This window comes from Stenotrophomonas sp. STEN083 (assembly GCF_056759195.1).
In genome coordinates, this window is record NZ_JBRRCU010000027.1 from 24,567 (window position 1) to 51,094 (window position 26,528).

The window sequence follows — 26,528 nt, forward strand, 5'->3', positions numbered from 1 at the left end:
CGCGTTCTTAACATTCCCGCCGTAGAATCGGAGCCTTGTCGACTGGGGACTGAGCATGAGCATTCTGGATTTCATCAAGAAGGAACTGATCGAGATCATCGAGTGGACCGATGACTCGCGTGACACGCTGTCCTACCGCTGGCCGGACGATGACCGCCAGATCAAGAACGGCGCGCAGCTGATCGTGCGCGAGTCGCAGATGGTGCAGTTCGTCGCCGCCGGCCAGTACGCCGATCTGTTCGGCCCGGGCAAGCACACGCTGAGCACCCAGAACATCCCGGTGCTGTCGACCATCCTTGGTTGGAAGTACGGCTTTGAATCGCCGTTCAAGTGCGACGTCTATTACCTCAACACGCGCCTGTTCACTGGCAACAAGTGGGGTACGTCCAATCCGGTGATGATGCGCGACGCCGATTTCGGCGTGGTCCGCCTGCGCGCGTTTGGGACCTACGATTTCCGCATCGTCGACTCGCCCAAGTTCCTCAAGGAAGTGGCGGGTACCGACCAGAATTTCCGCCTGGATGAGTTCGCCGACACCATGCGTTCGCGCATCGTCAGCGTGTTCACCGAGGCCTTGGCCAAGGCCGGCGTGCCGGCACTGGATGTGGCCTCGCGCTACTCCGAGCTGGGCGAGGCCTTGCTGCCGATCATCAACCCGGCGATGACCGACAAGTACGGCATCGAGATCACCAGCTTCATCCTGGAAAACGTGTCGGTGCCGCCGGAAGTGGAGCAGGCCATCGACAAGCGCTCCAGCATGGGTGTGATCGGCAACCTCAACGACTACGTGAAGTACCAGATGGGCCACGGCATGGGCGAGGGCGGCGAAGGTGCCGCCGCCGCTGCGGTGCCGGCACAGATGGCGATGGGCTTCGGCATGGCGCAGGAAATGATGCGCAACATGCAGACCGGCGCACCGGTGGTGCCCGGCGCGGCGGTACCGCCGCCGTTGCCGGCTGCCGGTGATGCCGTCGCGCTGGACGTGCTCACCCCCGAGCAGGCGGCGCAGGCATTGTCTGTATCGGTCGAGGACGTGATGGCCTCGATTGCTGCCGGCGACCTGAAGGCACGTAAGATCGGCAATGCCACGCGCATTGCCCGCTCGGCACTGGAAGAGTTCCTGCGCGGCTGATGAACAACGCAACAGTTGGCAAACATCCCTGCCCGGAATGTGGCGGGGATCTGCAATGGAACGCCAGCAAGCAAGCCCTGGCTTGTCCCTACTGCGGCACCATCGTGCCGCTGTCGGAGGCAGCCGAGGGCATTGGCGACGGCAGTGCCGGCGTGGTCGAGCAGGATCTGCTGGCCGCATTGAAGCGGCTGCAGGACGAGGCGGCGTTGCCGCCGCAGTTGCCGCCGCAGCCGCAGGGCGGCGTGGTTGGCATGCTGCGGAGCATGGCTGCCACCCCGGCCGAGCAACGTGGCTACGGTGCACAGCCGCGCGAGGTGCAATGCCAGAGCTGTCATGCGATCTCGGTGTTCGTCGATGGCAAGGTGGCCGATCGCTGCGAGTTCTGCGGTTCGCCATCAATCATCGACCACGAGTCGCTGGGTGATGCGATCACCCCGCAGAGCGTGCTGCCGTTCAAGATCAGTGATGGCCAGGTGCGTGACATCATCCGCAAGTGGTATGGCACGCGCTGGTTTGCGCCGAGTAAGCTCAAGCGCGCGGCGTTGACCGATACGCTCAAGGGCATGTACCTGCCGTACTGGACGTTCGACGCGCAGGTTGCCGCGCATTGGACTGCCGAGGCCGGTCACTACTACTACGTCACCGTCAGCTACCGCGATTCCAAGGGCAATACGCAGACCCGGCAGGAACAGCGCGTACGCTGGGAACCGGCTTCCGGTTCGCTGCAGCACTTCTTCGACGACGAGCTGGTGCCGGGCACGGTGGGTGTGCATCCGGAACTGCTGGCCAAGATCGGCCAGTTCCCGACCACGACTGACCTGAAGCCGTATACGCCCGAGTTCGTGCGCGGCTGGACGGTTGAGCGTTATCAGGTGGATCTGCGCCAGGCCGCGCAGAAGGGTGAGGCGCAGATGCAGGAGCAGACCCGCTACCTGTGTTCCGAGCGGGTGCCCGGTGACACCCAGCGCAACCTGCAGGTGCAGGCCACGTACAGCAAGCGCACCTTCAAGCACATCCTGGTGCCGGTGTGGCTGGTCAGCTACACCTATGGTTCGCGCAGCTTCCAGGTGCTGGCCAATGGCTACACAGGGCAACTGGCGGGTGAGCGTCCTTACAGCGCCTGGAAGATATTCTTCGCGGTGCTGGCGGGTGTGCTCGCGTTGCTGGTGCTGGTGTACGTGCTGGGGATGGCGCAGTAACGACGCGTTTGTTGCTGTCGTCGTTCACCGAGTCCGGGCTGCAACTGCCGGGCCTTCTGGCTTCTGGTTTTTTGTAGGAGCGGCGTAAGCCGCGAAGCAGGCACATCATCAGTTGGCACGGATGCTGGTTGCTCCAGCGCTATCAGCTTCGCGGCTTACGCCGCTCCTACAAAAGCGCAGCGATCACACTCGACCATTCCGGCAAGTCTCATGTGTTCGACAAGCTGCCGCGCTTACCCGCGTTGCGGAGCTGCACCGCAGGCCTAATCGCCCAGATGCAGCACCGGCATGAAGCCGCCATACACCAGTCGCTTGCCGTCGAATGGCATCGGATTGGTGGCCGGGTCCATGCGCGGGTCCTCCATCATTTTCTGCATGCCGGCATCGCGGGTAGCCTTGTCCGGCCACTCTATCCATGAGAACACCACCGCTTCATCGTCCTTGGCCTGCACCGCGCGGTAGAAGTCGGTCAGCGTTCCGCGTGGCACATCGTCGGACCAGCATTCGGTCACGCGCAAGGCACCGAACTCGATGAACAGGGCATCGGCGATATGGGCGTGTTCGATGAATCTGGCTTTGTTGGCCAGCGGCACGGCGGCCAGGAAACCATCTACGTAAGACATGCTGAGCCTCGCAGGGTGAGCGGCGTGGGGCCGCCTTCGGTGAAACAGCGGTAATGCGCAACCTCAATTGTGCGCCGGGCAATGTTTCGGACTTGCAAAAACTCCGTTGCGAACCGCCCCGGCATGCGGCGCAAGCGTGGTTCTGTGGCCTGGCGCACAACTGATCGGCGACGGACCGCCCGCGGCATTGATATTGATCAGGGTCGGCTTGCGTCGGCTTGTCGACAATGGCCTTGCTTCGGGTAAGGCAGGGAACATGAACGGGCTTGGCAGAATGGTGTTGCGGGCTACGCTGGATGGCGTTTCCAGCCGAAGATGCAGGCGTCGCGCTGAAGCGGGCAGGGTGGCAACAGAGTGTTCAATGAATGCCCATCGCTGCCGTTATGGGGAGACGGCTCGTTCAATGGCGGCGTTGGCAAGCTGCCGCGCGCGGCTGAAGGCATCCTTCGTTGATCAGATCGCGCCATTGCTTTTGCGCCAGCAGCCGCCGTGAGCGCGTAGGTGTTGGGCGAACCGGCTGCGTCAGGCGAGGTTGTCTGCTGCCCCGCCAGCCACGCATGAACGCCACAGGTCAATGACATACCCAAAAGATCGCATACCGCCAGCGTTGGCTGGCACCAGGAGAGTAGTGATGCAATTTGTTTCCCGTAATGCACTGGCCGCCGCGCTGGCTGCGCTGTGCCTGCCGGCGGTGGCCTGGGCGCAGGACGCCGCGCCGGCCACCAAGGTGTCGGCGCAGATATTCATCAACGCCAGCCAGCTGGATCGTGATGGCGTGGTTACTGACGATGAAGGCCTGGCGCTGGATCTGAAGCGCACCTTCATCACCGTTGATCATCGTTTCAATCAGCATTGGACGGCGCAGGTCACTACTGATGTGCAGTGGCTGCGCAACAGCGATCCGACCGATGTGTGGCTGCGCCATGCCTACCTGCAGCGCAGTTTCGGCAAGGGCAACTGGCTGCGGCTGGGCAATGCACCGCTGCCGTGGATCCAGCAGGAGTCGGCGCGTGATGGTTATCGCTATGTCGATGGTGCCTTGATCACCCGCAGCAAGATGGGCAACGCGGCCGATTACGGTGTGCATGGCCAGTACACCCATGGTGCCTTCACCTATGCCGCCTCGGTGGTCACCGGTGGCGGTTACCAGAAGCCGCGCCTGGGCAATGGCCCGGACGTCGAGGCGCGGGTGGGTTGGGCACCGGCCAAGGGCGTTGAGCTGGCCCTGGGCGGCTATCGCGGCACCCGTGCGCTGGATGCGGGTGACATGCCGCGGCAGCACACCGCGCAGCGCTGGAATGCGATGGCCAGCTGGGTAGGCGAGCGTGGCCGGATCGGCGCGCAGTTCTTCCGAGCGGAGAATTGGACCCGGGTGGTCAAGCCGGGCAGCGATGACCAGCGTGGCTGGTCGATGTGGGGCAGCTACCAGCTGAGCCCGAAATACGCGCTGCTCACCCGGCATGAAGAAACCCGGATGAGCCTGGACATCGATCCGCGCACTCGCGAGCGGTATCACTTGATCGGCGTGGAGTGGAAGCCGAACAAGTACCTGCGTCTGGCGGCGGTGGCCAAGCAGTTGAAGCAGGAAACGGCGACAAAATCGCTGGAAAGCCATGAAGCCGGCTTGTGGGCGCAGATAGCGTTCTAAGCGTGAAGCGCTGAGCCTGGCTTTGCTCCTCCCCTTTGGCGTAGCCAAGGGGGAGGCTGGGAGGGGGTTGGCTTTTGCCTGGGGCTTTGCGGTTGCTGCGAAGAGCCCCCCTCCCCAGCCCTCCCCTTCGCTGCGCGAAAGGGAGGGGGGCTTGGTGGCTTATTCGCCCTGGTACTGCTTCTCTTCCACCAGCGCCGAACCGGCAACACGGTTGATCTCGTTCTTGACCACGATGCGCTCGCCATTGGTGCCGTACACGCCGCGCGCCAAGGTGATGAATTCCGCGCCGAAATCCTGTGCGGCTTCTTTCTCACGCAGGTGGTCCTGGATTTCCCACATGCGCTCGTTGATGGCCTTGAGCTGGTCCTTGAGCGCGGTCAGCGACGGGCGCGCTTCCTGCTGCGACAGCCACAGCGGCCACAGGCCCTGCAGCTCGGTGCGCACGTTGGCCAGCTTGGCGGTATCGGTGATGCGCTCGGCCTTGATTTCGAGGATGGTGATCTTGTCGATCAGTTCGCCAATCGATACCGGGGTGAGTAGGGTCTGCACGTTGGGGCCGCCGTTGATTCCTGTAATGGCGGCAATGATAGCGCTCTGCCAAAGGTTGCCAATGAACCGGTATTGGCGTCCAGGCAGCGGCGATGCGCACAATGCGGGCCCATCCCGATCAGGACTTGCCGATGCTGCTGCGTTCTTTCGCCACTGCTGTATTGATGCTGGGTGCTGCCAGCGCGCACGGCGCCGAGGGCCTGCAGGGCGCCTGGCAGCTGCAGTCCGGGGAGTTCATCAACCCGGAAGGAAAGGTCGTGGATTACGCCAGCCAGAAGCTGGCCGGCACCAAGATACTGGCCGATGGCCGTTTTGCCTTCACCACCACCAGCGATGGCAAGTTCTGGGCCGGCGGCTCGGGCACCTATCGCAGCGCGGACGGGCAGTATGTGGAAACGCCGTTGATGGCGTCGTATCCGCTGGAAAACGGCGGCAGCTACAGCTTCCGCTACACCCTGGAAGGCGATGTGTGGACGCTGGAGCGCTGGGACGGCGAGCGCCGGGTTGAGCGCGAAGTGTGGAAACGCGCGCGCTGAGAGGGTTTTGGAGCTGATGGTCTTGTGGGAGCGGCGTAAGCCGCGAAGCCGATGGTCCATGGCGATCCGGCGATTCCATGCGCCGGAAGTCCATCAGCTTCGCGGTTTACACCGCTCCCACAAACCACAAATCATGAACGCGGTGCTTACTGCGCCGGGAAGCCCGCTTCCGCCAGCACCTTGGTGAAGCTTTCCACCGGCTGGCTGGACTCGATCTTCACGTTCCTGCCGGGCAGGTCGATGTCGACCGTGGCGGCCGGGTCCACATCCTTGATGGCGGCCGTCACGCTGCGTGCGCAGCCGCCGCAGGTCATACCTTCGATATGCAATTTCATGGGGTTTCTCCGTTGGGGTGCGGTGAGCTTGCAGCTTGCCATCATGGCAAGGTCAAGCGATAAAGAGCGCTTGACCCTCCCATCGTTGGAAGCTTTAAGGTGCCTCCAACAATAGAAATGGAGACGTGCCGATGAGCAGCATCGCCAGTCCGGGCAAGCAGAGCGCCGGTGCCACCACCGAAGATCTGATGATCGAAGGCATGACCTGCGCCTCCTGCGTGGGCCGGGTCGAGCGTGCGCTCAAGGCCATCCCCGGGGTCAGCCAGGCCAGCGTCAATCTGGCCACTGAACGTGCCAGCGTGCAGACCGACGGCAGCGTACCGCGCGAGGCGCTGGTGCAGGCCATCCACAAGGCCGGCTACGAGGTTGCCGCCCCCGCCGCGCAGGAATTGCTGATCGAAGGCATGACCTGCGCGTCCTGCGTTGGCCGCGTCGAGCGCGCGCTGAAGGCGGTGCCCGGCGTGCAGTCGGCCAGCGTCAATCTGGCCACCGAGCGTGCCAGCGTGCAGGGCAGTGCCGATCCGGCCGCGTTGTTGGCGGCCGTCGAGAAAGCCGGTTATACGGCCAGCGTTATCGGCAGCGCCGGCAGCAACGAGGATCAGCAAGCGCAACGGCATGCCGACGACCTGCGTGTGCTCAAGCGTGACCTGTGGATAGCGGCAGCGCTGAGCCTGCCGGTATTCCTGCTGGAAATGGGTGGGCACCTGATCCCGGCCTTCCATCACTTCATCGCCGGCACGCTGGGCACCCAGAACAGCTGGCTGCTGCAGTTCGTGCTGGCCACGCTGGTGCTGGTGTTCCCGGGGCGCCGTTTCTACCAGAAGGGCATCCCGGCCCTGCTGCGCGGCGGACCTGACATGAACTCGCTGGTCGCGGTAGGTACGTTGGCGGCCTATGGTTACTCGCTGGTGGCGACCTTCCTGCCCAGAGTGCTGCCGCCCGGCACCGTCAACGTCTATTACGAAGCCGCCGCGGTCATCGTCACCTTGATCCTGCTCGGCCGCATGTTGGAGGCCAAGGCCAAGGGCCGCACTTCCGAGGCGATCAAGCGCCTGCTCAAGCTGCAGGCGAAGACGGCGCGTGTGCGTCGCGATGGCAGCGTGGTTGAGTTGCCGCTGGAACAGATCGCCAGTGGCGATGTGATCGAAGTGCGTCCGGGTGAACGCATCGCGGTGGATGGCGAGGTTGTCGACGGCGACAGCTATGTCGATGAATCGATGATCAGCGGCGAGCCGGTGCCGGTGCAGAAAGCGCCGGGCAGCAACGTCATTGGCGGCACCGTCAACCAGACCGGTGCGCTCGGTGTGCGTGCCACCGCCGTCGGCGGGGCAACGGTGCTGGCGCAGATCATTCGTCTGGTGGAACAGGCGCAGAGCGCCAAGTTGCCGATCCAGGCGTTGGTTGATCGCATCACCCTGGTGTTCGTGCCTATCGTGATGGGCCTGGCCTTGCTGACCTTCGCGGTATGGCTGATCTTCGGCCCGGATCCGGCGCTGACCTTCGGCCTGGTCAACGCGGTGGCGGTGCTGATCATTGCCTGCCCGTGTGCGATGGGCTTGGCGACACCGACCTCGATCATGGTTGGCACCGGCCGTGGCGCCGAGCTGGGCGTGCTGTTCCGCAAGGGCGAGGCGCTGCAACTGTTGAAGGAAGCGCAGGTAGTGGCGGTGGACAAGACCGGCACGCTGACCGAAGGCCGTCCGCTGTTGACTGACCTGAAGCTGGCCGAGGGCTTCCAGCGCAACGATGTGCTGGCACGCGTGGCGGCAGTGGAAGATCGCTCGGAGCATCCGATCGCCCGCGCCATCGTCACCGCTGCGCAGCAGGAAAACCTGCAGTTGCCGGCCGTGGACGCATTCGAATCGGTGACCGGCTACGGCGTGCGTGCGACTGTGGACGGCGTGCGTGTGGAAGTTGGCGCTGATCGCTTCATGCAGAAGCTCGGCTTGGATGTGGCGGCATTCGCTGCCGAGGCACAGCGTCTGGGCGAAGAAGGCAAGAGCCCGCTGTACGCGGCGCTGGATGGCCGCCTTGCGGCGATCATCGCGGTCTCCGATCCGATCAAGTCCGATACCCGCGCCGCCATCGCCAGCCTGCATGCCTTGGGTCTGAAGGTGGCGATGATTACCGGCGACAACCGTCGCACCGCTGAAGCCATCGCGCGCCAGCTCGGGATCGACGAAGTGGTTGCCGAGGTGCTGCCGGAAGGCAAGGTCGACGCGGTACGTCGGCTCAAGGCCGAGCACGGTCGGCTGGCCTATGTAGGCGATGGCATCAACGACGCGCCGGCCTTGGCCGAAGCCGATGTCGGCCTGGCGATTGGCACCGGCACCGATGTGGCGATTGAAGCGGCCGACGTGGTGCTGATGTCCGGCAGCCTGCAGGGCGTGCCCAACGCCATCGCGCTGAGCAAGGCGACGATGGGCAATATCCGCCAGAACCTGTTCTGGGCCTTCGTCTACAACGCCGCCTTGATTCCGGTCGCGGCCGGCGTGTTGTATCCGGTCTGGGGCATCCTGCTGTCGCCGGTGTTTGCGGCCGGTGCGATGGCCTTGTCATCGGTGTTCGTACTCGGCAACGCGCTGCGTCTGAAGCGCTTCCGCGCCCCGCAGATCGAAGCCTGAGGAGTGATGACGATGGAGGAAGGCATGAACATCGGCCAGGCCGCCAAGGCCTCCGGCATCTCCGCCAAGATGATCCGCTACTACGAGGACATCGGCCTGATCGGGCCGGTGGCACGTACCGACGCGGGTTATCGCCTGTACGCACCGCGTGACATCCACACGCTGGGCTTCATCAAGCGCTCGCGTGACATGGGTTTCAGCGTGGAGCGTATCGGCGAACTGCTGGAGCTGTGGCGCGACCGTTCGCGCCACAGCGGCGACGTCAAGCGCATGGCGCTGGAGCATGTGCAGATACTGCAGCAGCGCATCGCCGAGTTGCAGGGCATGGTGCAGACCGTGCAGGCACTGGCCAATTGCTGTGCCGGTGATGACCGCCCGGATTGCCCGATCCTGCGTGATATCGAGACCGGCGTGCCGCTGCACGGCGAAGCATTGCCGACCACGTTTGGTGGCATCAGTGCAGGAAAACGCTCGCGCTGATTGCAGCGTGAATTTGCATAAATGAACAAAATGCGAGGTGCGCGCGCTGCGCGCGTGCCAGAAACAGGCTGAATAAAAGCCAAAAATCGCTGTTTTATTGCGTGGCTTGTTTCAGGGTTTGTTGGGGCGTCTAACGGAAAACTTACATCCGGACGCAGACAGCTGTTTGCTGTCGTGCCATCAAGCTCAGTAATGCAGAGGTAGTACCCCCATGAAGACTTCGTTGATTGCCCTGGCGCTGGTTGCCGCCCTTCCGTTCGCCGCTTCGGCTGCTGACGGCCTGTCCTACAACTATGCAGAAGCCGACTACGCCAAGACCTCGGCCGACGGCAAGGCTGAAGGCTGGGGCGTAAAGGGTTCCTACGGGTTCCTGCCGAACTTCCACGCTTTCGGCGAATACACCCGTCAGGAAATCTCGCACACCAACCTTGATATCGAGCAGTGGCGCGTTGGCGCCGGCTTCAACAAGGAAATCGCGCCGAGCACCGATTTCGTTGCCCGCGTTGCCTATGAAAAGTTCGATCCGAAGTTCGTCGACCTGGACTTCAACGGCTACAGCGCTGAAGCCGGTATCCGCACCGCATTCGGCAAGCACGCCGAGGTGTATGCCATGGCTGGCTACGAAGACTTCAGCAAGAAGCACGGCGTCAACCCGGATGGCGACTTCTACGGCCGTCTTGGTGGCCAGGTGAAGTTGAACCAGAACTGGGGCATCAATGGCGACATCAAGATGACCGGTGACGGCGACAAGCAGTGGACCGTTGGTCCGCGCTTCAGCTGGTAAGACGTACTGACGCCTTGGCGTCATGCTGCGAAGAAAGGCCCGGCTATGCCGGGCTTTTCTTTTGGGCTGGTTTTGGGTTTTGGGTTTCTAGCTAAAAGCTTCCCCTCACCCCAACCCCTCTCCCGCACGCGGGAGAGGGGCTAGTGCACTGCGAGCGCGAGCAATACGAGCCCCTCTCCCGTTTACGGGAGAGGGGTTGGGGTGAGGGGAAGCTTCTAGCAAGCAGATCCAAAACAGCATGTAACACCACTGCAACCAAACTGCAGCAAAGTGCGCCTCAACCGGCATCGGCCGGAAGGACCCTGCGAATGAAGACCCGCCTGCTGCTTGCCGCGATGCTGTTGTCGACCACCCCACTGGCCTGGAGCCAGCAGCGCGACTACCTGCCGCTGGAGCAGCGCCTGAGCGCCGAACAGCTGCAGCAGGTCGGCTTGAGTGCGCAGCAGCTGCAGCTGCTCAATCGCATGCTCAGCGAAGCAGCGCCATCACCGGCACCAGTGGCCGCTGCCACGCCCACGCCGGCCCCCATGCAGATTGGCCTGGAAGAAGGGCCGGTGTACAGCAGCGTGCAGGGAACGGTGGAGGGCTGGGAGCCGGGTACGGTGTTTGTGCTGGCCAATGGCCAGCAATGGAGGGTGCTCAAAGGCCAGATGCGCCTGCGTACCGCCTTGCAGTCACCGGAAATCGAAGTGATCCCGGGCATCGCCGGGCGCTGGTTCCTGCAGGTGGACGAAGACCTGCCGAAAGCGCGGGTTTACCGGATTCTGTAAACGGTCAGACTGATTCGGGTCTCGTGGCTCTTGCAGCTCTTGTGGGAGCGGCATCAGCCGCGAAGCCACAGTTATTGCCGAGGCAGCGGTCAACGCCATACCGCCCGAAGAGACTCTCCGGCGCAGATGCATTGTCAGCTTCGCGGCTTACGCCGCTCCCACAAGGGAGCTGTCGCTCCCACATCCCTTAGTCGTTTTACGCCGGACGCACGCGCTGGGTCAGGCCCTTGAGGAAATTGCGCAGGGCCTGGTCGCCGCATTCGCGGTAATTCTTGTGGTCTGGCTGGCGGAACAGGGCCGACAGCTCCGGCTTGGACATCGGGAAGCCAGCGGCCTCGAAGATCGCATGCATGTCCATATCCTTCAGCTCGAAGGCCACACGCAGCTTCTTCAGCACGATGTTGTTGGTGATGCGCTTTTCCGGCGGACGCTGCGGCTGCGATTCGTCGCGGCCACGGTAGTGGTAGATCAGGCCGTCCAGGAAGCGCGCCAGCACCGCGTCCGGGCAGGCTTCGAACAACGGCTCGTCGTCCTTGCGCAGGAAATCGTGCACCTGTGCAGCATCCACTTCAAAGCTGGAATCGGCCAGGTGAATGGTGTCCACCACCATGCTGTCGCTGAGGTCGAGCATGTAGCGGATGCTGCGCAGTACGTCGTTGTTGATCATTGCCACTCCGGAACCACCGCGGCGGAGATGCCGGCGGGGGCATAGTGTAACGCCGCACCGGCGGGGCCCCAGCCTACAATCGGGGCTGGTTCAGCAAAGTCCGCCCGCATGCACCCTCATCACGCCCCTGTTTCCGCGCCGCCCATCTGGGCCCGGTCTGCCGCACTGTCGTTGGCGGGTCGGCAATGAGCTCACGTGCGATCCTGCACCTGTGCCTGCATGTGGCGGTGCCGGCCTTGCTGGCCTGGTTGTTCTGGCGACCGCAGTTCGGCAAGGCCTGGTTGTTGCTGCTGCTGGGCTGGGTGATCGACCTGGACCACCTGCTGGCCGACCCGATCTACGCCCCCAACCGCTGCAGCATTGGCTTCCATCCGTTGCATACCGCGCCGGCCATCGTGCTCTATGCGGGGTTGACCCTGCCCAAACGCACCCGCCTGTTCGGCATCGGCTTGTTGGTGCATATCGCGCTGGATGCGCTGGATTGCCTGTGGATGCACGCCGGCCGCTAAGCGGTGGGGCGGGCTTATCAGCCGCCGATAAGTGGTGCGCGGCACGGCTTGCCAGCCGCTAATTGGCGGCGTTCGGGCGGCTTACCAGCCGCCCCAGGGACCGGGGCCAAAGCCCGGGCCGCGGCCATAGGGGCCGTAGCCATAGGGACCAGCGCCCTCGCTCTTGCTCATATGGATGTTCAGGTTCACCCGGCGGCTCTCGCCCTCGTCGGTGTTGTAGTTCTTGCCCAGGTTCAGGTCCACGGCCTGCCAATTGCTGTTGCCGTAGGCCTTGGAATAGCCGATGCCGGCGCTGACCGCGCCGTGTACCTGCAGTTTGTCGTCCATCACCTGGGCACCGGGGCTGTCCTTCTTCTCCAGCCCGCGACCGCTGTGGTCGCCGTAATAGGTACCTGGCGCATCGCCCTTGTAGGTTTCGCCCAGGTAACGCATCGGAGCCTGCGGCACGCTCAGGTCCAGCCCACCGGTTGTACTGCCAGCATCATCCTGCGCCATGGCAACGACGGGGGCCAACAGCAGGACGGCGATCAGGGATGTGCGGATCATGTTGCAGGTGCTCCGGTACAGGGGCCGCACCATGATGGTGAGGCAACTTGGAAGCTACCAGAAAAGGCTTGAACAATGGCTGTCGATCCCCGTCAGCGCAGGGGAACCTCTCAGCCCAGTCGTTGGAAGCCGAACAGTCGTGCCAGCGGGTGCCTGCGGCCTTCGATGGTAGCCTGTACCAGGCCGGCGCCGAGCATCGAATAGGTGATGCCATTGCCACCATAAGCCATGGCGAAATGCACGCGCGGGCCCCACTGGGGATGCGGGCCGAAGAACGGCAGGCCATCTTCGGTTTCGGCAAAAGTGCCGGCCCAGGCGAACGCAGGCTGGATGGAAAGTTGCGGAAACAAACGTCCAAATTTGGCTGCAAGGCGGCGCGCCTTGCGGTCCACCAGCGCGTCACGACGTGGCGGCAGGTCGACCGTGTCGTCCTCGCCACCTACCAGCAAGCGGTCGTCCGCGGTGCAGCGCAGGTAGAGATACGGGCGGGCGGTTTCCCAGATCAAAGTGTCACGCAGCGGCCCGAGCACCGCCGGCGGCAATGGGTCGGTGACAAAGGCATAGCTGCTGCGGTTGCGTGCCACGCGCTGTTTCAGCCAGTCCTGCGCGGCGTAGCCAGCGGCAACCACCAGATGTTGGCAGCTGATGCGCAGATCATCGGTGGTGCGTAGTTCTACCCGCTGGCTGCCGGCCTCCACTGCTGCAACGCTGCTGCGGTCATACACCTGCGCGCCTTGAGCCAGCAGCCGGGTCAGGAGCCGGTGCGTCATGCGATAGGGATCCATGCGCGCGGCCGGAGTACTGCGGATAGCGCCAGGGGCGGCAAACCCGTATTCGTCGGCAACACCTTCGGCATCCAGCCAATCCACTGCGAAACCGTGCTGGCTGCGCAGTTCGTATTCCTCCAGCAGCGGCCGCAGGTGTCGCCGTCGGCTGGCGTAATACAGGCTCTGTGCGCTCTGGAAATCTACCCCGCGGACCTGTTCGGCCAGCGCCTTCAGTTTGTCGATGGCCTGCGCGCAGCTGCGGTAGGCCAACAGTGCGGCATCGATGCCATGACGCACGGCCAGCTCGCGCAATGGCGTGTCGATCTCGTACTGCAGCAGGGCAGTGCTGGCGGCGGTGGAGCCCCAGCCGATGTCACGCTGCTCGATGACGGCGACATCATGGCCGTGGCCGACCAGTTGGTCGGCGATCAAGGCGGCAGTGATGCCGCCGCCAATCACCGCCACCTCGCAGCGCAGATCCCGCTGCAAGGCAGGGAAGGCATGCATCAAACCGTTCTTGATGGCCCAGAACGGGTAGCCGCTTTTCAGGTCCATGCACAGCTCCGATCGTCAACGGGGCGGTAGCTCAACCGGCGGTCGGGTGGCCGGTATGCGGGGTATGGATCAGCGGTCCTGTATCAAAGCCCTGCTGCTGTGCGTATGCGATGTAGTGATCGCGGGTGGTTGCATCCATCTGCGGCAGGCGCGCGAGTAACCACAGGTACTTGCGGTCGGGGCTGCCGACCAGTGCGGTGGTATAGGCCGAGTCCAGCTGCATGATCCAGTAGTCGCCCTTGGTGAAGGGGATCCAGCGCAGGCCTTCCGGCAGGAAGCTGACTTCCAGTTTGCTGTTGCTGTCATCGACCGCGGTTGCCTGGCCGATCGATTCTTCCAGGCTGCCGTTGTGCAGGCAGCGGTTCTGCACGCGCACGCTGCCATCGTCGTTGAGCGAATAGTGGGCACTGATATCGGTGGCATCCTCGGGCTCGTGGCGCATCGGCAGGCGCGCTACTTCATACCAGGTGCCGAGATAGCGCTGCAGGTCCACGTGCGGAACAGTTGCCAGGGAGGAGTGTTGTGTCATGGTTGCCCTCTTCGGCGATGGCGCGGTTGCTGCGCCGGGGCCACAGCTATAGGCCACTGCCAGTTAAGGGACTGTGCCGGGCGGGTTGATTTGCCATTCACTGAATCGTTGCCATCAGCGGCGGTGTTTCTTCGCGCCGGGAAAACATGGCTGCGCTAGGCTGGCGGCATCCGAAAAACAGGAGTTCTCCATGTTTGTCGTGATCCTGCTCAAGGGGCAGAGCCGCTATGCGCGCGAGCGCTGGGAGCAGTTGCCGGAAGTGGTCGAGTACGAGGGGCAAGGTTTCTGCCTGCGTGCCGGACCACGCCAGCCGCAGCCCACCTCACAGGTGTGGGAGCCGGTGGCGATCTACGCGCCGGGCGAGTTGACCGAGGACGAGTTCCAGGAAATCTATGAGCTCAACCGCCACCACATCGTCGAGCTGTCGCTCGAGTACTGAGGAATCGGCACGGTTTTGCAGGATGTGAACGCGCACTGACATATAGTTCCCGGCAGGCGCGGTGGTCCGCGCGATCCGGTGTCCTGCCTTGCTTGCCCAACGCTTTCTGCATCCCTTGCGCGCGCTGTTGTTTGTCCTGCTGGTTGGCCTGGCTGCCGGCAATGTGGCTTGGGCCGCGCCCGATGCTGCGGCGGCTGACAGCAGCCCGCAGACCCGTATCGAACAGGCCTCGCGCACCGTCGCGGCGGTCAAGCGCGCGGTCACCGATGCCGATGCGCCGGAAACCCTGAAAACCCTGGCCGAGCGTGCCAGCCAGGCGCAGCGCGAGGCCGAGGGCAGTGTCGCCGCGCTGCAGCCGGAGCTGGCCCAGCTCGATGCCCGCATCGAACAGCTTGGCCCGGCGCCGGAGGGCGGCGAAGACGCCGGTATCGCCCGCCAACGCAAACTGCTCGATCAGCAGCGCAGTCAGATCGATGCCGACATCAAGCGCGGCAAGTTGCTGGCCGAGGACGCCAAGCAGGCCAGCGAGTCCATCGAGAAAATGCGCGCCCAGCAGTTTGGTGAGCAGTTGGGCCGCAAGGTGGCCTCGCCGTTGTCGCCGGCACTGTGGCGCGAGTTTGGCGAGCATCTGCCCGATGATTTCGCGCGCTTCCAGTCGTTGTACCGGCAGGCCAGCAATGCGCTGCTGAAAGCGGCCGGCAAGCAGGGCTGGGGCATGCCGCTGTTGGGCGCCTCGCTGGCCTTGCTGATGTTGTTCCCGCTGCGGATCTGGTTGCGCCACCTTGGTCGTCGTTATGCGGCGTCCGAGCGCGCCCCGGACGGGCGTCTGCGTCGCACCGGTCTTGCGGTGTGGCTGTTGTTGGTCGGCACCTTGCTGCCTGGTCTGGCGGCCACGGTGCTCGTGGCCAGCCTGCGGGCAATCGATGCCATCGCACCGCGACTGGAATCGGTGGCCGACATGTTCGTCGTCGCCACCTTCGTGGCGGCCTTCATCGGTGCGGTGGCGGCCAGCTTGCTGGTGCCATCACGGCCGACCTGGCGCCTGCTGGACATCGATGATGTCGCCGCCGCCCGCCTGCGCCGCTTTGCCTGGGGCGCGGCCAGCCTGACCTGGCTGACCATGTTGCTGCGCGACGTCAATCGCGCAGCGCGCACCTCGGCGGTGGGCACGGTGACCTTGGATGGTCTGATCGCACTTACCTATGTGGTGTTGATCATGAGCATGCTGGCGACCTTGGCCGGCCTGCATCGACGGCGTGCGGCAGCGGCCGCACAGGCCGAAGCGGAGAACACCAGCAGCGGCCGCTCGCCGCGCGCACCGCGCAGCGGTTGGCTGATCGTGGCGCGGCTTGGTGGCTACCTGAGCATCTCCGCGGCGCTGGTGGCGACCTTGCTGGGCTACCTCAACTTCGCCATGTTTACCGCCCAGCAGATGGTCTGGGGGACGGTGATAGTGCTGGCGACCACCTTGCTGACGCGCTTCGCCGATGATTTCGCGTTGTGGCTGTTGGCACCGGACAGTGCTGCCGGGCGCATGCTGCGGTTGTCGACCGGCTTGTCCGCCAGTCGCCTGGAACAGGCCGGTGTGTTGCTGTCGGCCACGTCACGGCTCGCGCTGGTGATGCTGGGCATCACCGCTTTTGTCGCACCGTTCGGCAATGTCAGCGCCCTGTACGGCTGGCTGGAACGTTTGTCGGCGGGCATCAAGATCGGGGGCAACCTGCTGACACCCGGTTCGATCATCAGCGCGGTGCTGGTGCTGGTGTTGGGCCTGGCGCTGATGCGGGTGGTGCAGCGCTGGTTGGTGGATACCTATCTGCCCAAGACCGAACTGGATATCGGCGCGCGAAACTCGATCAGCACCGTTGCCCACTACCTCGGCATCGTGCTGGCTGCGCTATGGGCGCTGGCCGCACTGGGCATTGGTTTTGAAAAGGTAGCGCTGCTGGCCAGTGCCTTGTCGGTGGGTATTGGTTTCGGTCTGCAGGCGATCACCCAGAACTTCGTTTCCGGACTGATCCTGCTGGCCGAGCGGCCAGTGAAGATCGGTGACTGGATCAAGATTGGCGATCAGGAAGGCGATATCCGCCGCATCTCGGTGCGTTCCACCGAGATCCAGGTGGGCGATCGTTCCACGCTGATCGTGCCGAACTCGGAACTGATCACCAAGACCATCCGCAACATGACCATGGCCAATGCACTGGGCCGTATCCAGGTGCAGTTTTCGGTGCCGCTGGGCACTGACATGGGCAAGCTGCGGACCTTGCTGCTGGGGATCTACGCGGCCAACGAGACGGTACTGATCGATCCGGCACCGTCCTTCTTCATTGATTCGATCAGCGGTGGCCAGGTGGCGGTGAACAGCTTCGCCTATGTGTCTTCGTCGCGGAATGTGTATGGCACCCGCAGTGAGGTGTTGTTCGCCTTGCTGGAGCAGACCGCCGCCGCCGGTATCGCCCTGGTTACCCCGACCGACATCCATCTGGTGCGTGATCCCCCGGAGGCCTAGGTAGTGCCGAGCCATGCTCGGCAGGGGCTTTACCGGCGATTTGTAGGAGCGGCATCAGCCGCGAAGCTGATGGTCAGTCAGATTGCAGGAAAGTTGGCCGCTGCAGCATTGCCAGCTTCGCGGCTTACGCCGCTCCCACAAAAGCAGCGCAAATGTCGATCACGATCGCGGATGGCCGCTGGTCCGCACCAGCGCATAGTCGGCGATCGCCAACTGCTCTGCGTGACTCAACCAGGCGCGGATCTCCAGATCATCAATCTCCCGGTCCACGCCCAGCGGCATGCGGATGCGGCCTTCGGCATCGGGCTGTACCCATTGCTGTGCCACCACCACATTGCGCTTTGATGCCACTGCTTCCACCCAGAAGCCACGCTGCGGACGCTGTGCGGCATACAGTTCCAGCACGTATTGGCCGGGACTGGTGTGACGCGGCTGGCGGCTGATCATGCGTGATTGACGCACGCTGGGGCGTGGTCCGCTGAAGGCCTGCAGGGGCGCATCCACGGCGATGCCACGGCGCAGCTGCGCATCGCGGTATAGACGCATGCCCTGATCGCTGTCGAGCAGCAGCGCGCACCATTGGCCATCGGCCGAACCATCTTCAAACGCTGTGCAGCGATCGACATAGGCCAGACGATGCTGCGGATCGGCCTCGTCGAACTTGCGTGAGGTGTTTTCCAGGTACACCGATTTCAGATCCCACTGCTGGTCGTATTCCAGCAGCACCGGTGGCTGCACCTTCTGTACCCCGACCAGCACCTGGTCGTCATCCAGTCGCAGCATTCGCGTCTGCTCCCCCAGCCACAGCGAGCGCGCGAAGGCGCTATAGCGTGCGTAGCTCCTCGTATCACCATTGGTAGCCGCTACGCTGGCGCTGGTCGCAGGCGTCGGCCTCAACAGCGAGCGGCCAAAACCGATTGCATCGATGGCTGGATCCAGCAGCTGCAGCGCGGTAGCGCCTGAATCCAGGGTGGTGCCTGCGGTGACGCTGATCTGCCGTGGCTGCAGCTTGTTGCCGAGGAACAGCAACAGGTTCTCGCGCTTCTGCTTCTCCAACACATGGCTCAGGTCATTGGGCATGGCCAGATGATCGGAGGCGACCACCACCAAGGTGTTGTCGGCGAACTGGCTGCTGCGGATGCGATCGACGAGACGCGAGATCAAGCGGTCGCTGCACTTGAGTGCATTGAGCAGGCCGATGTTGCCGTGCGCACTGCGGTAGCGCGTGTTCTTGCAGGCTACCGGCAGGTGCCCGGCCGGGTGGTGGGTATCCATGGTCAGTGCGGTCAGCATGAAGGGCTGGCCGCGCTCGGACAGTTCAAGGAAGCGCTCGTAGGCGCGCTCCAGCAGCACGTCATCGTGCACACCCCAATTGGAAAAATGCCGCTTGGCGATGTTCTGCTGCTGGAACCATTCCAGATCGCGCACGTCGTCGAAACCGTGTGAGTTCAGGAAATCCGCCTTGGCCGCGAACTGGCCGTTGGCACCGCCCAGGTAATGGTTGCTATAGCCCTGCTGCTTCAGATAGTCGCCAAGGCAGAAGGCTTCAGGCAGGAATCGCCCCATCCGGCCCATGCTGTTTTCATCGCCCTGCGCGGTGGTCAGCGGTACGCCGCACATGGATGACACCAGGCCGGCGATGGTCCAGCCACTGCCATCGGCCGAGGCGATGTTACGGAAATCCAGACCTTCGCCGGCCAGCCGGGTCAGGTTGGGCATCAGCCCGGGAAACACGTCTTCGTTGAAATAGGTGCGTTCCAGGCTCTCGCCGTAGATCCAGACGATGTTGGGCCGCTGCGCCAAGGCCTTTGTTGGCAACTGGTATTCGGTGGCTACCGCGCTGTAGTCCACCGGCTGCATCTGCAGATAGATGCGTTTGCCATCGGCATACAGTGGGCTGAGCAGCAGTGTTGTCAGCAACAGTGCGGCAAAGCCACCGAACACTGCCACGCCATGATGGGGACGCTGCAGGCGACGCACGCGCAGCAACAGCAACGGGCTCAGTGAGATGATCACCAAGCCAATAAAGCCGATGATGTAGGCGCTGAAATCGCCGACGCCTGCGCCTTCCATATCGCTGCGCAGGTGGTACAGCGTGGCAGAGTTGATGCCATCGCCGCTGAGCTTGTCTATCAACCACCAGCTGCTCAGTGCCAACAGCAGCAGCGATAACAGGCCCGCCTTCAAGCGCGCCAAGGTGGGTGACAACATCAACAATACAAACAGTGCTGCCAGAGACAGCCAGATGATCCAATGCATGCGGTCACTTGGGTAGTGGAGACAGGGGCGACGACCTCGGCCGTCAGCGCTCTACACACTGTTGTTTCAGTGCTGTGGCAGAAGCATCTGGATCTTGCCTGCCGTAACCTGACTGAAATGTTGGGACGGCGCAGCTGCATTCATCATCAGTTGCATGCGCTGTGCATTGCACACTCAAGGCTGTGAGCCGTAGTGAGAGAGTGTGCTTTTCAATCTGATTTCATCTGTTGGCAACTTCAGCTGTCACTGCTGCGTTGCCACGAAATTGGCCGCGTAGCTTGGCAAGTGCGGTGCAGCCGGGAATTATCGAAGGAGGGCGGCTTGCGCCTGCTCATGCGGGATCAAGGCCCGAATGCACCTATTGTGCTGTTGCGTGTTTGCATGCTTAAGCTGGTTCCGGGCGCGCTGCGCTTACCCAGGCTATAAGTGCTGTATCTATGCTCAGCGATGGCCGCGCTCTTCGCGCGCGCGTGCTCTGGTGCGCCTATCAAACAGCAGTGAGCTGACGATCAGCCCCAGGCCGATGATCACACCCAGCAGGAACAGCAGCATTGCAAAGGCTGGGTAGCCGAACAACGTCCAGCGTGTCGGCACGCGCATCAACAGTGTCGATGACAGCAGCAGAGCAGCGGTGATCAGGCCGGCGGCGATGCGGTTGGCCACCTTCTGGATGTTCTCCATCAATCGTGATTCGTCCAGCCCGGTTACCTTCATCTGCAGCCGGTTCTCGGCCAGCACACTGAGAATGTCGGACATGCGACGTGGGCCGTTGCGCAGCAGTTGCTGCAGTTCCATCGCCTCGCTGGCCAGGTTTGCTGCCGAGAACGACTTGCGGAAGTGCGCGCGCATCACATGCTGCAGCTGCCGCTCGACGACTTTTCGGGTTTCCATCTCAGGCGCGAGGAAGCGGCACACACCTTCCAGATTCAGCAGTGCCTTGCCCAGCAGGCTCAGCTCCGGTGGTGTGCGCAGGTTGCTGGAGGTGGCGATGCGCACGATTTCCAGCACCACATGTCCCTCGGACAACGTGCCGTTGGCAGCGTAGCGGGCAATCATCTGCCCGGTCTCGCGCAGATAGCGTTCCTCGTCGTAGTCCTCAAGGCGGGTGCTGATGCCGATGATCTCATCGGCCACTTCCTCGCCGCGGCCATCCACTGCGGCAAACAGCACTTTGAGCAGGCGCTGGCGCAGCCGTGGCGGCACATGCGCGACCATGCCCAGGTCGAAGATCGCCAGCTGGCCGTCGGGGGTCACGCGCAGATTGCCCGGATGCGGGTCGGCGTGGATTTCGCCGTGCACGAAGATCTGGTCCAGGTAGCCGCGCACCAGCGCGGCAGCCAGTGGCACCATTGATTGCTCGGTACGGCGTACCGGTGGGATCGCATCCACTCGCACGCCTTGCACCAGTTCCATGGTCAGCACCCGGCGTCCGCACAGGTCCCATACCGGTTGCGGTATCCACAATTCGGGGTACGGTGCCAGGTGCTGGCCGAAGCGGGCCAGATTGGCAGCCTCGGCCTCGTAGTCCAGCTCCATGCGCAAGGTCTTGGCGAACTCGCCCAGCCAGTCGGAGAAGCGCACCTTGCGGCCGACCCTGGTCAGGTGATCGGCGGCCGTGGCAAAGCTGCGCAGCACACCGATGTCCGAACGCAGCTGCGCGGCGATATCGGGCTTCTGCACCTTGATGGCGACCTGCCGGCCATCGTGCAGCTCGGCCTGGTGGACCTGGGCGATGGAGGCGCTGCCCAGCGGCTGCGGGTCGAACCAGGCAAACAGCTTGCTGACCGGCGCGCCCAGCTCGTCCTCGATCACCGCGCGGATCTGCTCTACCGGGATCGGCGCGACTTTTTCCTGCATGCGCTCAAGCGCGGCCACATATTCTGGCGGAATCATGTCCGGGCGGGTCGACAGCACCTGGCCCAGTTTGACGAAGGTGGTGCCCAGCGCTTCCAGATCAGCGACGAACTGAGTGGGGTTGCCGGTGGCTGGTGGCTTGCCCAGGCGCGGGATTTCGCCATCCAGCGAGATCCCGGAGAACACCCCGGAATGGCGGTAGCGCAGCAGCAGGCGCACGATCTGCTGGCGCCGGCTGAGGCCGCCGACGGTGGTCGGGTTGTCACTGCTGGTCGGGTCCATCAAGCGGGGTTCTCCCAGGCGGCCGAAGCTGCAGTGTGGCTGCAGCCGGGTTGCAGAAGGGTGAATACGTGCGGTTGCGCACCGAACGGGGCGCGAATGAGTGAGAATCCTTCCTTCCCCTGTCCTATGACCTTACGGTGACCCATGGCTGGAGCCAGCCTGTTTGCCCTGCTTGACGATATTGCCGCGTTGCTGGATGACGTCTCCATTCTCACCAAGGTCGCTGCCAAGAAGACCGCTGGCGTGCTCGGTGACGATCTGGCCTTGAACGCGCAGCAGGTGACCGGCGTCAATGCCAACCGTGAATTGCCGGTGGTGTGGGCGGTGGCCAAGGGCTCGCTGATCAACAAGGCGATCCTGGTGCCGGCGGCATTGGCGATCAGTGCATGGCTGCCGTGGGCGATCACCCCGCTGATGATGATCGGCGGTGCCTTCCTCTGCTACGAAGGCGTGGAGAAGCTGGCGCACAAGTTCCTGCATTCCAAGGATGAGGACGAGGCGCACAAGGCCGAACGCTTGAAAGCCATCGCCGACGAAAAGGTGGATCTGGTCGCCTTCGAGAAGGACAAGATCAAGGGCGCGGTTCGTACCGATTTCATTCTGTCGGCGGAGATCATCGTGCTGTCGTTGGGGGTGATCTCGCATGCGCCGTTCAGCCAGCAGGTTGCCACCTTGATTGCGATTGCACTGGGCATGACGGTGTTCGTCTATGGCCTGGTCGCTGGCATCGTCAAGCTCGATGACGTTGGCGCTTGGTTGCTGGACAAGGGCCGCGCGCTGGCGGCAGTTGGCCGTGGCCTGCTGTATGCCACGCCGTGGTTGATGCGCGGGCTGTCGATTGCCGGCACCGCGGCGATGTTCCTGGTTGGTGGAGGCATCCTGGTGCACGCGATTCCCGCCCTGCATCACTTCATTGTCGGGCTGGCACCGGCCAATCTGGAGTGGCTGGCCAATGCCTTGGGCAGCGTGGTGGTTGGCGTGATCATCGGCGCGGTGGTGCTGACTGCGGTGACCCTGATCCAGCGTATGCGCGGGGAAAAAGCGGCGCATTGAGTTGATTTTTTAGGAGCGGCGTCAGCCGCGAAGCCGATAGACCGACCGTTGTAGGAGCGGCGTAAGCCGCGAAGCAGAGAATTCTTCAGGCATCAGCAATGCAGGCCCGCATGAGAGGTATCTGAAAGATTGTCAGCTTCGCGGCTTACGCCGCTCCTACAACAACCGCCGCGCCACAATCACGCCGCGCCCTGCTCCAACTCCCGCAACTGCTGCTGTGCGCGTGCCAGCGATTGCCCGGACAGGCTATCCAGCAGCCGCTGCAAGCGATGGCTGGCTGGCAAACGCCGCATCATCCCGCGCGCAGCCCAGATGCTGGCCAGCATCACCACTAAGCCAAACCCCAAGGTGCCGAGGAACCACGCTGGTGCCATCGCATACAGGTCCAGCCCCAGCCATTGCACGCAGGCCCACTGCAGGGCCAGCAGCCATAGGCAGAACCAGGGCAGGCCCAGGGCAAGTTCGGTGAGCGCGGTGAAGCGGCGTAGCCGCGCCAGTCGTTGCTGTTGGATCAGTACCGGTGCCTCGGCAGCATCTGCATGTACCGCCAGCAAGGCACGGGTGATCGATACCCAGATCGCCGCGATGCCGTAGACATGCAAGGCCAGCCCGGTCAGCAGCAGGTGCGGCACCTGGCGGTGCTCAACCCAGAAGCTCGCGGCCAGCACGGTGACTGCGATCCACACCAGCAGCCATGTCAGTTGCAGGCCACTGAACCAGCGCAGGCGGCGCCGCACGCTGGCCTGGCGTGGCTGCTGCCATACCTGCAAGGCCATCACTTCCAACTGGTCGATACGTTGCGCCTGCTGTTCCCAGGCGGCTTTGAGTTCGTCGAGTTCCATGCTGTCAGTCTCGCGAGTTGGGGGCGATGGTTGGGGCAGAGGCGGGGTCATACTGGCTGCGCAGCTGTTGGCGAAGGCGGTGCAGGCGGGTGGCGGCGTTGCTGGCGCTGATGCCGAGCACATCGCCTATTTCGCGGTGGCTGCAGTCGTCCAGGTGAAGCAACAGCAACGCGCGGTCCAGTGCCGGCAAGCGGTGTATCAGCTGATTGAGCTGGGCCAGGCTGGCGTTGTCCTCGGCGTTGTCGGCAACACTGGCCAGGTCGTCATCCAGCGCGACATCGCTATGGTATTGCCGGCGCAGCTCACGGCTGCGCAGCTGCGAGATGGCAGTGTTCAAGGCGATGCGGTACAGCCAGGTGCTGAACTGTGCGCGCTGCGGATCAAAGGCTGGAAAGGCGCGCCAGGCCTGGGTGCTGATTTCCTGGATCAGGTCGCTGCGGTCTTCGCGCTGCGTGCAATAGCAACGCGCGACCTTGAGCACGATGCCTTGATGCTGGGCCAGCAGCAGGGCAAAGCGTTGTTGCAGCGCGGCGATGGGGTTGGTCGCGGTGATGTCCATGCCCGGGTGATTCGCACCAGCGCAGCAAATATCACAACCGTGGGCAGATTGTTGTTGCGGCCGCCGCTCAGGCGGCAGGCAGGACCTGATTGCGGCCTACGCGTTTGGCCGCGTACAGCGCCTGATCGGCGCGCTGCAGCAGGGCCTGCAGGGCTTCGCCGGGCTGGGCCTGGGCGACGCCGGCGCTGAAACGCACCTGCACGCGCTGTTCTTCATGCAGGAATGGGCGTTGCGCCAGCTGCTGCTGCAACTGCTGCAAGGTCTCCAGCGCGGCAGCGCGGTTGAGCCCGGGTAGGACCAGCACGAACTCGTCGCCGCCGAGGCGGGCGATGCAGTCGCGGCCGCGCAGGCGTTGCTGGGTCACCGCCACCAGGTGCCGCAATGCCTGGTCGCCGCCAGCGTGGCCGTGCTGGGCATTGGTCTGGCCGAAGTGGTCCAGGTCGATCATGGCCAGGCTCAATGGCGTGCTGTGGTCGGCCAGCAGCTCGCCCAGCTGCTGCTCCAGGCCGCGGCGGTTCAGGGCGCCGGTCAGCGGGTCGGTGCGCAGCTGGCTACCGGCTTCTTCCAGCTCGCGTTCCAGCTGCTGCACGCGCTGCTCGGCGGCCTTGGCCTCGGCGCGGGCGTTGGCCAGATGGTCGCGTGCGCGTGCGGCTTGTTCCTGTACCCGGGCGGTGTCCTGCAGCACGTCCTGCAGCAGCTGGGTCAGGTCGGAGATGCTGCGGGTCTGACGTACGGCAATGGCATAGCTGGCAATGCGGTCGTGGTATTCGCCGGTTTCGGTGACCATGCCGTCCACCTGCTGCACGAAATCCACCATCAGGTCCTTCATCGCCTGCTTGGATTGATCGATGCCCTCTCTTAGCAGTCCTTGCCGATAGATCACTTCGCGCAGGTCGTTGCGGGTCTGCTCCAACGAGCTCGCGTCCAGCGGCCCGGCCAGCAGCTGCCGGATCGAACGGATCTGGCCCTGCAGCCAGCTGTCGCCATTGAGCAGCTCGGAGATGTTCTCCAGCAGCATGTCGAACAGGTTGAGCAGCAGATCACGCTGTTCCTGCAGACTGTTGCTGCGCACGCCGACCTGATGGCAGAGCTCGCGCAGATGCATGGCCACCGGTTGCAGGGGCTGGCCGCTGCGCCAAGCGCGTAGTTCCTCGCCCATGCGCTGGGCCTGCTGTTCCAGTTCCGGCGACTGCTGCATCAGGCTGGCCAGTACCGCGCCGAGGGTGTCGCGCAGCATATCGCGCAGTTGCTCGGCTTGGCTGTTGCTGGTGTGGGAGGCTTCCAATTCAACGGTGCGGATGTACTTGTCGATCAGCTGCCGCAGCAGCCGGCCGTAGCGCTCCCAGTCCTGTTCGGCATGGGCGCTGTGCAGGCGTTGGCCCATGTCGCCAAGCTCGCCGGGCAGGGTGCACATGCCCTGGGCGAAGGCCGCCAACACCGGCTCGGGCGCGTTGGCACCGATGAACAGGCGTTGCAGCATGGCCATGCCGGCGCCTCCGTTGGCCACGACCTCGACCGCCGCAGCTGCCTGCGGCGCGCTGCGGCGGGCGAGGATGCGGCCCAGCCCGCCGCTGCGGGAGGTGGAGGAGTCGTCGGGGCTGTCGGCCATTGCGCAGGGGTCCGGGCGGGTTGTGGCTGCGCCTGTGCGCAGCCGGAGGTGGTGTCCAAGCCCCATTATCGGCAAGGTAACAGCCGGCTTGAATGGCAGCCGATCACAGGAGCACATCATGCGGGTATTGCTGGCTGGCGCGACCGGCCTGGTCGGGGCGCAGGTACTGCAGCGGTTGCTGGCCGAGCCGCGCTGCAGTGGCGTGGTCGCACCGACCCGACGCCCGCTGGCGCGGACCGAGCCCAAGCTGCTCAATCCGGTGCTGGATTTCGCCGAACTGGTGACGGTGGCGCAGGGCTGGCAGGTGGACGCGGTGATCTGCGCGCTGGGATCGACGATGAAGCAGGCGGGCTCACGCGAGGCCTTCCAGCAGATTGACCATGGCTATCCTTTGGCGATCGCGCGGGCGGCACGCGCCAATGGCTGCGAGGTGTTTGTGTTGAATTCGGCGGCCGGCGCCAATCCGCGTTCGTTCGTGTTCTACAGCCGGGTCAAGGGCGCGTTGGAGCAGGATCTGCGCGCGCTGGGGTTTACCTCTTTGACCTTGGTGCGCCCGGGCCTGATTGGCGGCGACCGCGCCGAGCGGCGTGCCGGCGAGCATCTGGCCAGCGTGGTGCTGGGCGCGCTGGCACCGGTGCTGCCACGTGCATGGCGGATCAACCCGGCCACGCGGATTGCCGATGCCTTGGTGGAGGCGGCATTGAATCCGCAGCCGGGTGTGCGGGTGGTTGGGGCGGCGGAGTTGGTGTGACTCGCTTGGGTGGCGTTGTTGTAGGAGCGGGGGGCGGCGGCGCCGCGCCCCCGCGGGCGCGGGGCGGGGGGGGGCGCGGGCCGCGCGCCGCGCCCGCACCCCCTGCCACGCCACAACC

The 26,528-nt window shown here is 63.9% G+C and carries 25 protein-coding genes; 13 read left to right on the top strand and 12 right to left on the bottom strand.

All coding sequences use genetic code 11. The features are described 5' to 3' along the window. Positions 1 to 55 precede the first annotated feature (55 nt). Positions 56 to 1,132 carry an SPFH domain-containing protein gene (locus ACVOK8_RS10115; RefSeq protein WP_481566691.1) on the top strand — a complete coding sequence of 359 codons (1,077 nt, stop codon included), beginning with the start codon at positions 56 to 58 and terminating at the stop codon, positions 1,130 to 1,132. Further along, positions 1,132 to 2,331, top strand: coding sequence for a TFIIB-type zinc ribbon-containing protein (locus ACVOK8_RS10120; RefSeq protein ID WP_481566692.1), 1,200 nt, complete (start codon positions 1,132 to 1,134; stop codon positions 2,329 to 2,331). Before ACVOK8_RS10115 ends, ACVOK8_RS10120 begins: the two co-directional genes overlap by 1 nt. Before the next feature lie 263 nt (positions 2,332 to 2,594). On the opposite strand, the gene ACVOK8_RS10125 is transcribed toward ACVOK8_RS10120, so the two are convergent. Beyond that, entirely contained in the window at positions 2,595 to 2,954 is a 360-nt protein-coding gene (locus ACVOK8_RS10125) for a DUF1428 domain-containing protein (RefSeq protein ID WP_481566693.1), read from the bottom strand. Positions 2,955 to 3,585: 631 nt separating this feature from the next. On the opposite strand from ACVOK8_RS10125, the gene ACVOK8_RS10130 reads away from it, so the two are divergent. After that, positions 3,586 to 4,602 carry a hypothetical protein gene (locus ACVOK8_RS10130; protein WP_481566694.1) on the top strand — a complete coding sequence of 339 codons (1,017 nt, stop codon included), beginning with the start codon at positions 3,586 to 3,588 and terminating at the stop codon, positions 4,600 to 4,602. Between the two features lie 159 nt (positions 4,603 to 4,761). Here the strand turns inward: ACVOK8_RS10130 and ACVOK8_RS10135 are convergent, their stop codons facing one another. After that, positions 4,762 to 5,151: a DUF6165 family protein gene (locus tag ACVOK8_RS10135; RefSeq protein WP_481566695.1), complete on the bottom strand. Its 390-nt coding sequence runs from the start codon at positions 5,149 to 5,151 to the stop codon at positions 4,762 to 4,764. Between the two features lie 131 nt (positions 5,152 to 5,282). Between ACVOK8_RS10135 and ACVOK8_RS10140 the strand changes: the two genes are divergently transcribed. Next, positions 5,283 to 5,687 carry a hypothetical protein gene (locus ACVOK8_RS10140; RefSeq protein ID WP_481566696.1) on the top strand — a complete coding sequence of 135 codons (405 nt, stop codon included), beginning with the start codon at positions 5,283 to 5,285 and terminating at the stop codon, positions 5,685 to 5,687. Positions 5,688 to 5,833: 146 nt separating this feature from the next. Here the strand turns inward: ACVOK8_RS10140 and ACVOK8_RS10145 are convergent, their stop codons facing one another. Continuing rightward, positions 5,834 to 6,022 carry a heavy-metal-associated domain-containing protein gene (locus tag ACVOK8_RS10145; RefSeq protein ID WP_481545804.1) on the bottom strand — a complete coding sequence of 63 codons (189 nt, stop codon included), beginning with the start codon at positions 6,020 to 6,022 and terminating at the stop codon, positions 5,834 to 5,836. 131 nt (positions 6,023 to 6,153) lie between these two features. On the opposite strand from ACVOK8_RS10145, the gene ACVOK8_RS10150 reads away from it, so the two are divergent. The 4 genes from ACVOK8_RS10150 to ACVOK8_RS10165 all read left to right on the top strand — a co-directional run bounded on the left by ACVOK8_RS10150 (position 6,154) and on the right by ACVOK8_RS10165 (position 10,680). Further along, a complete protein-coding gene (locus ACVOK8_RS10150; RefSeq protein WP_481566697.1) occupies positions 6,154 to 8,646 on the top strand; it encodes a heavy metal translocating P-type ATPase in 2,493 nt (830 codons plus the stop codon). A 24-nt stretch (positions 8,647 to 8,670) separates the two neighbouring features. Further along, complete coding sequence (gene cueR, locus ACVOK8_RS10155; protein ID WP_481566698.1) at positions 8,671 to 9,126, top strand: Cu(I)-responsive transcriptional regulator; 456 nt, start codon at positions 8,671 to 8,673, stop codon at positions 9,124 to 9,126. 211 nt (positions 9,127 to 9,337) lie between these two features. Further along, entirely contained in the window at positions 9,338 to 9,910 is a 573-nt protein-coding gene (locus ACVOK8_RS10160; RefSeq protein ID WP_481566699.1) for an OmpO family porin, read from the top strand. A 308-nt stretch (positions 9,911 to 10,218) separates the two neighbouring features. Beyond that, the gene (locus ACVOK8_RS10165) at positions 10,219 to 10,680 is read left to right on the top strand and encodes a hypothetical protein (RefSeq protein ID WP_481566700.1); all 462 of its coding nucleotides are present in this window, start codon (positions 10,219 to 10,221) and stop codon (positions 10,678 to 10,680) included. Positions 10,681 to 10,876: 196 nt separating this feature from the next. Here ACVOK8_RS10165 and ACVOK8_RS10170 read toward each other — a convergent pair whose 3' ends face one another. Next, the gene (locus ACVOK8_RS10170) at positions 10,877 to 11,347 is read right to left on the bottom strand and encodes a YehS family protein (RefSeq protein WP_481510903.1); all 471 of its coding nucleotides are present in this window, start codon (positions 11,345 to 11,347) and stop codon (positions 10,877 to 10,879) included. 185 nt (positions 11,348 to 11,532) lie between these two features. Between ACVOK8_RS10170 and ACVOK8_RS10175 the strand changes: the two genes are divergently transcribed. After that, on the top strand, positions 11,533 to 11,856 hold the full coding sequence (locus ACVOK8_RS10175; RefSeq protein WP_282271453.1) for a DUF6122 family protein: 324 nt from the start codon (positions 11,533 to 11,535) through the stop codon (positions 11,854 to 11,856). A gap of 81 nt (positions 11,857 to 11,937) precedes the next feature. Here the strand turns inward: ACVOK8_RS10175 and ACVOK8_RS10180 are convergent, their stop codons facing one another. From ACVOK8_RS10180 to ACVOK8_RS10190, 3 genes are all read right to left on the bottom strand, one after another. After that, positions 11,938 to 12,402: a hypothetical protein gene (locus ACVOK8_RS10180; protein WP_481566701.1), complete on the bottom strand. Its 465-nt coding sequence runs from the start codon at positions 12,400 to 12,402 to the stop codon at positions 11,938 to 11,940. A gap of 110 nt (positions 12,403 to 12,512) precedes the next feature. After that, the gene (locus tag ACVOK8_RS10185; RefSeq protein WP_481566702.1) at positions 12,513 to 13,724 is read right to left on the bottom strand and encodes an NAD(P)/FAD-dependent oxidoreductase; all 1,212 of its coding nucleotides are present in this window, start codon (positions 13,722 to 13,724) and stop codon (positions 12,513 to 12,515) included. Positions 13,725 to 13,755: 31 nt separating this feature from the next. Next, the gene (locus ACVOK8_RS10190; protein ID WP_481566703.1) at positions 13,756 to 14,253 is read right to left on the bottom strand and encodes a lipocalin family protein; all 498 of its coding nucleotides are present in this window, start codon (positions 14,251 to 14,253) and stop codon (positions 13,756 to 13,758) included. Between the two features lie 190 nt (positions 14,254 to 14,443). Here ACVOK8_RS10190 and ACVOK8_RS10195 point away from each other — a divergent pair, with 190 nt between their 5' ends. Then, entirely contained in the window at positions 14,444 to 14,692 is a 249-nt protein-coding gene (locus ACVOK8_RS10195) for a hypothetical protein (protein WP_481566704.1), read from the top strand. 88 nt (positions 14,693 to 14,780) lie between these two features. Beyond that, complete coding sequence (locus ACVOK8_RS10200; RefSeq protein ID WP_481566705.1) at positions 14,781 to 17,201, top strand: DUF3772 domain-containing protein; 2,421 nt, start codon at positions 14,781 to 14,783, stop codon at positions 17,199 to 17,201. Positions 17,202 to 17,360: 159 nt separating this feature from the next. Here ACVOK8_RS10200 and ACVOK8_RS10205 read toward each other — a convergent pair whose 3' ends face one another. Together ACVOK8_RS10205 and ACVOK8_RS10210 are read right to left on the bottom strand one after the other, a co-directional pair. Continuing rightward, entirely contained in the window at positions 17,361 to 19,460 is a 2,100-nt protein-coding gene (locus ACVOK8_RS10205) for a phosphoglycerol transferase I (protein WP_481566706.1), read from the bottom strand. A gap of 441 nt (positions 19,461 to 19,901) precedes the next feature. After that, on the bottom strand, positions 19,902 to 21,596 hold the full coding sequence (locus ACVOK8_RS10210; RefSeq protein ID WP_481566707.1) for an ABC1 kinase family protein: 1,695 nt from the start codon (positions 21,594 to 21,596) through the stop codon (positions 19,902 to 19,904). A gap of 144 nt (positions 21,597 to 21,740) precedes the next feature. Here ACVOK8_RS10210 and ACVOK8_RS10215 point away from each other — a divergent pair, with 144 nt between their 5' ends. Continuing rightward, complete coding sequence (locus tag ACVOK8_RS10215; protein ID WP_481566708.1) at positions 21,741 to 22,649, top strand: DUF808 domain-containing protein; 909 nt, start codon at positions 21,741 to 21,743, stop codon at positions 22,647 to 22,649. Between the two features lie 179 nt (positions 22,650 to 22,828). Here ACVOK8_RS10215 and ACVOK8_RS10220 read toward each other — a convergent pair whose 3' ends face one another. From ACVOK8_RS10220 to ACVOK8_RS10230, 3 genes are all read right to left on the bottom strand, one after another. Next, positions 22,829 to 23,491, bottom strand: coding sequence for a hypothetical protein (locus ACVOK8_RS10220; RefSeq protein ID WP_481566709.1), 663 nt, complete (start codon positions 23,489 to 23,491; stop codon positions 22,829 to 22,831). A gap of 4 nt (positions 23,492 to 23,495) precedes the next feature. Beyond that, positions 23,496 to 24,050, bottom strand: coding sequence for an RNA polymerase sigma factor (locus tag ACVOK8_RS10225; protein ID WP_481566710.1), 555 nt, complete (start codon positions 24,048 to 24,050; stop codon positions 23,496 to 23,498). Positions 24,051 to 24,117: 67 nt separating this feature from the next. Further along, positions 24,118 to 25,659, bottom strand: a complete 1,542-nt coding sequence (locus ACVOK8_RS10230) for a GGDEF domain-containing protein (protein ID WP_481566711.1) — start codon at positions 25,657 to 25,659, stop codon at positions 24,118 to 24,120. A gap of 118 nt (positions 25,660 to 25,777) precedes the next feature. On the opposite strand from ACVOK8_RS10230, the gene ACVOK8_RS10235 reads away from it, so the two are divergent. Beyond that, positions 25,778 to 26,410, top strand: coding sequence for an NAD-dependent epimerase/dehydratase family protein (locus tag ACVOK8_RS10235; protein ID WP_481566712.1), 633 nt, complete (start codon positions 25,778 to 25,780; stop codon positions 26,408 to 26,410). Positions 26,411 to 26,528: the final 118 nt, after the last annotated feature.

What these genes read in the sequence shown, in the direction of transcription:
- ACVOK8_RS10170 (WP_481510903.1), bottom strand. Translation starts at nt 11,347, where the DNA reads ATGATCAACAACGACGTACTGCGCAGCATCCGCTACATGCTCGACCTC.
- ACVOK8_RS10130 (WP_481566694.1), top strand. Translation starts at nt 3,586, where the DNA reads ATGCAATTTGTTTCCCGTAATGCACTGGCCGCCGCGCTGGCTGCGCTG.
- ACVOK8_RS10115 (WP_481566691.1), top strand. Translation starts at nt 56, where the DNA reads ATGAGCATTCTGGATTTCATCAAGAAGGAACTGATCGAGATCATCGAG.
- ACVOK8_RS10140 (WP_481566696.1), top strand. Translation starts at nt 5,283, where the DNA reads ATGCTGCTGCGTTCTTTCGCCACTGCTGTATTGATGCTGGGTGCTGCC.
- ACVOK8_RS10225 (WP_481566710.1), bottom strand. Translation starts at nt 24,050, where the DNA reads ATGGACATCACCGCGACCAACCCCATCGCCGCGCTGCAACAACGCTTT.
- ACVOK8_RS10195 (WP_481566704.1), top strand. Translation starts at nt 14,444, where the DNA reads ATGTTTGTCGTGATCCTGCTCAAGGGGCAGAGCCGCTATGCGCGCGAG.
- ACVOK8_RS10230 (WP_481566711.1), bottom strand. Translation starts at nt 25,659, where the DNA reads ATGGCCGACAGCCCCGACGACTCCTCCACCTCCCGCAGCGGCGGGCTG.
- ACVOK8_RS10160 (WP_481566699.1), top strand. Translation starts at nt 9,338, where the DNA reads ATGAAGACTTCGTTGATTGCCCTGGCGCTGGTTGCCGCCCTTCCGTTC.
- ACVOK8_RS10205 (WP_481566706.1), bottom strand. Translation starts at nt 19,460, where the DNA reads ATGCATTGGATCATCTGGCTGTCTCTGGCAGCACTGTTTGTATTGTTG.
- cueR (WP_481566698.1), top strand. Translation starts at nt 8,671, where the DNA reads ATGAACATCGGCCAGGCCGCCAAGGCCTCCGGCATCTCCGCCAAGATG.
- ACVOK8_RS10145 (WP_481545804.1), bottom strand. Translation starts at nt 6,022, where the DNA reads ATGAAATTGCATATCGAAGGTATGACCTGCGGCGGCTGCGCACGCAGC.
- ACVOK8_RS10215 (WP_481566708.1), top strand. Translation starts at nt 21,741, where the DNA reads ATGGCTGGAGCCAGCCTGTTTGCCCTGCTTGACGATATTGCCGCGTTG.
- ACVOK8_RS10175 (WP_282271453.1), top strand. Translation starts at nt 11,533, where the DNA reads ATGAGCTCACGTGCGATCCTGCACCTGTGCCTGCATGTGGCGGTGCCG.
- ACVOK8_RS10235 (WP_481566712.1), top strand. Translation starts at nt 25,778, where the DNA reads ATGCGGGTATTGCTGGCTGGCGCGACCGGCCTGGTCGGGGCGCAGGTA.
- ACVOK8_RS10165 (WP_481566700.1), top strand. Translation starts at nt 10,219, where the DNA reads ATGAAGACCCGCCTGCTGCTTGCCGCGATGCTGTTGTCGACCACCCCA.
- ACVOK8_RS10180 (WP_481566701.1), bottom strand. Translation starts at nt 12,402, where the DNA reads ATGATCCGCACATCCCTGATCGCCGTCCTGCTGTTGGCCCCCGTCGTT.
- ACVOK8_RS10190 (WP_481566703.1), bottom strand. Translation starts at nt 14,253, where the DNA reads ATGACACAACACTCCTCCCTGGCAACTGTTCCGCACGTGGACCTGCAG.
- ACVOK8_RS10185 (WP_481566702.1), bottom strand. Translation starts at nt 13,724, where the DNA reads ATGGACCTGAAAAGCGGCTACCCGTTCTGGGCCATCAAGAACGGTTTG.
- ACVOK8_RS10150 (WP_481566697.1), top strand. Translation starts at nt 6,154, where the DNA reads ATGAGCAGCATCGCCAGTCCGGGCAAGCAGAGCGCCGGTGCCACCACC.
- ACVOK8_RS10210 (WP_481566707.1), bottom strand. Translation starts at nt 21,596, where the DNA reads ATGGACCCGACCAGCAGTGACAACCCGACCACCGTCGGCGGCCTCAGC.
- ACVOK8_RS10125 (WP_481566693.1), bottom strand. Translation starts at nt 2,954, where the DNA reads ATGTCTTACGTAGATGGTTTCCTGGCCGCCGTGCCGCTGGCCAACAAA.
- ACVOK8_RS10120 (WP_481566692.1), top strand. Translation starts at nt 1,132, where the DNA reads ATGAACAACGCAACAGTTGGCAAACATCCCTGCCCGGAATGTGGCGGG.
- ACVOK8_RS10220 (WP_481566709.1), bottom strand. Translation starts at nt 23,491, where the DNA reads ATGGAACTCGACGAACTCAAAGCCGCCTGGGAACAGCAGGCGCAACGT.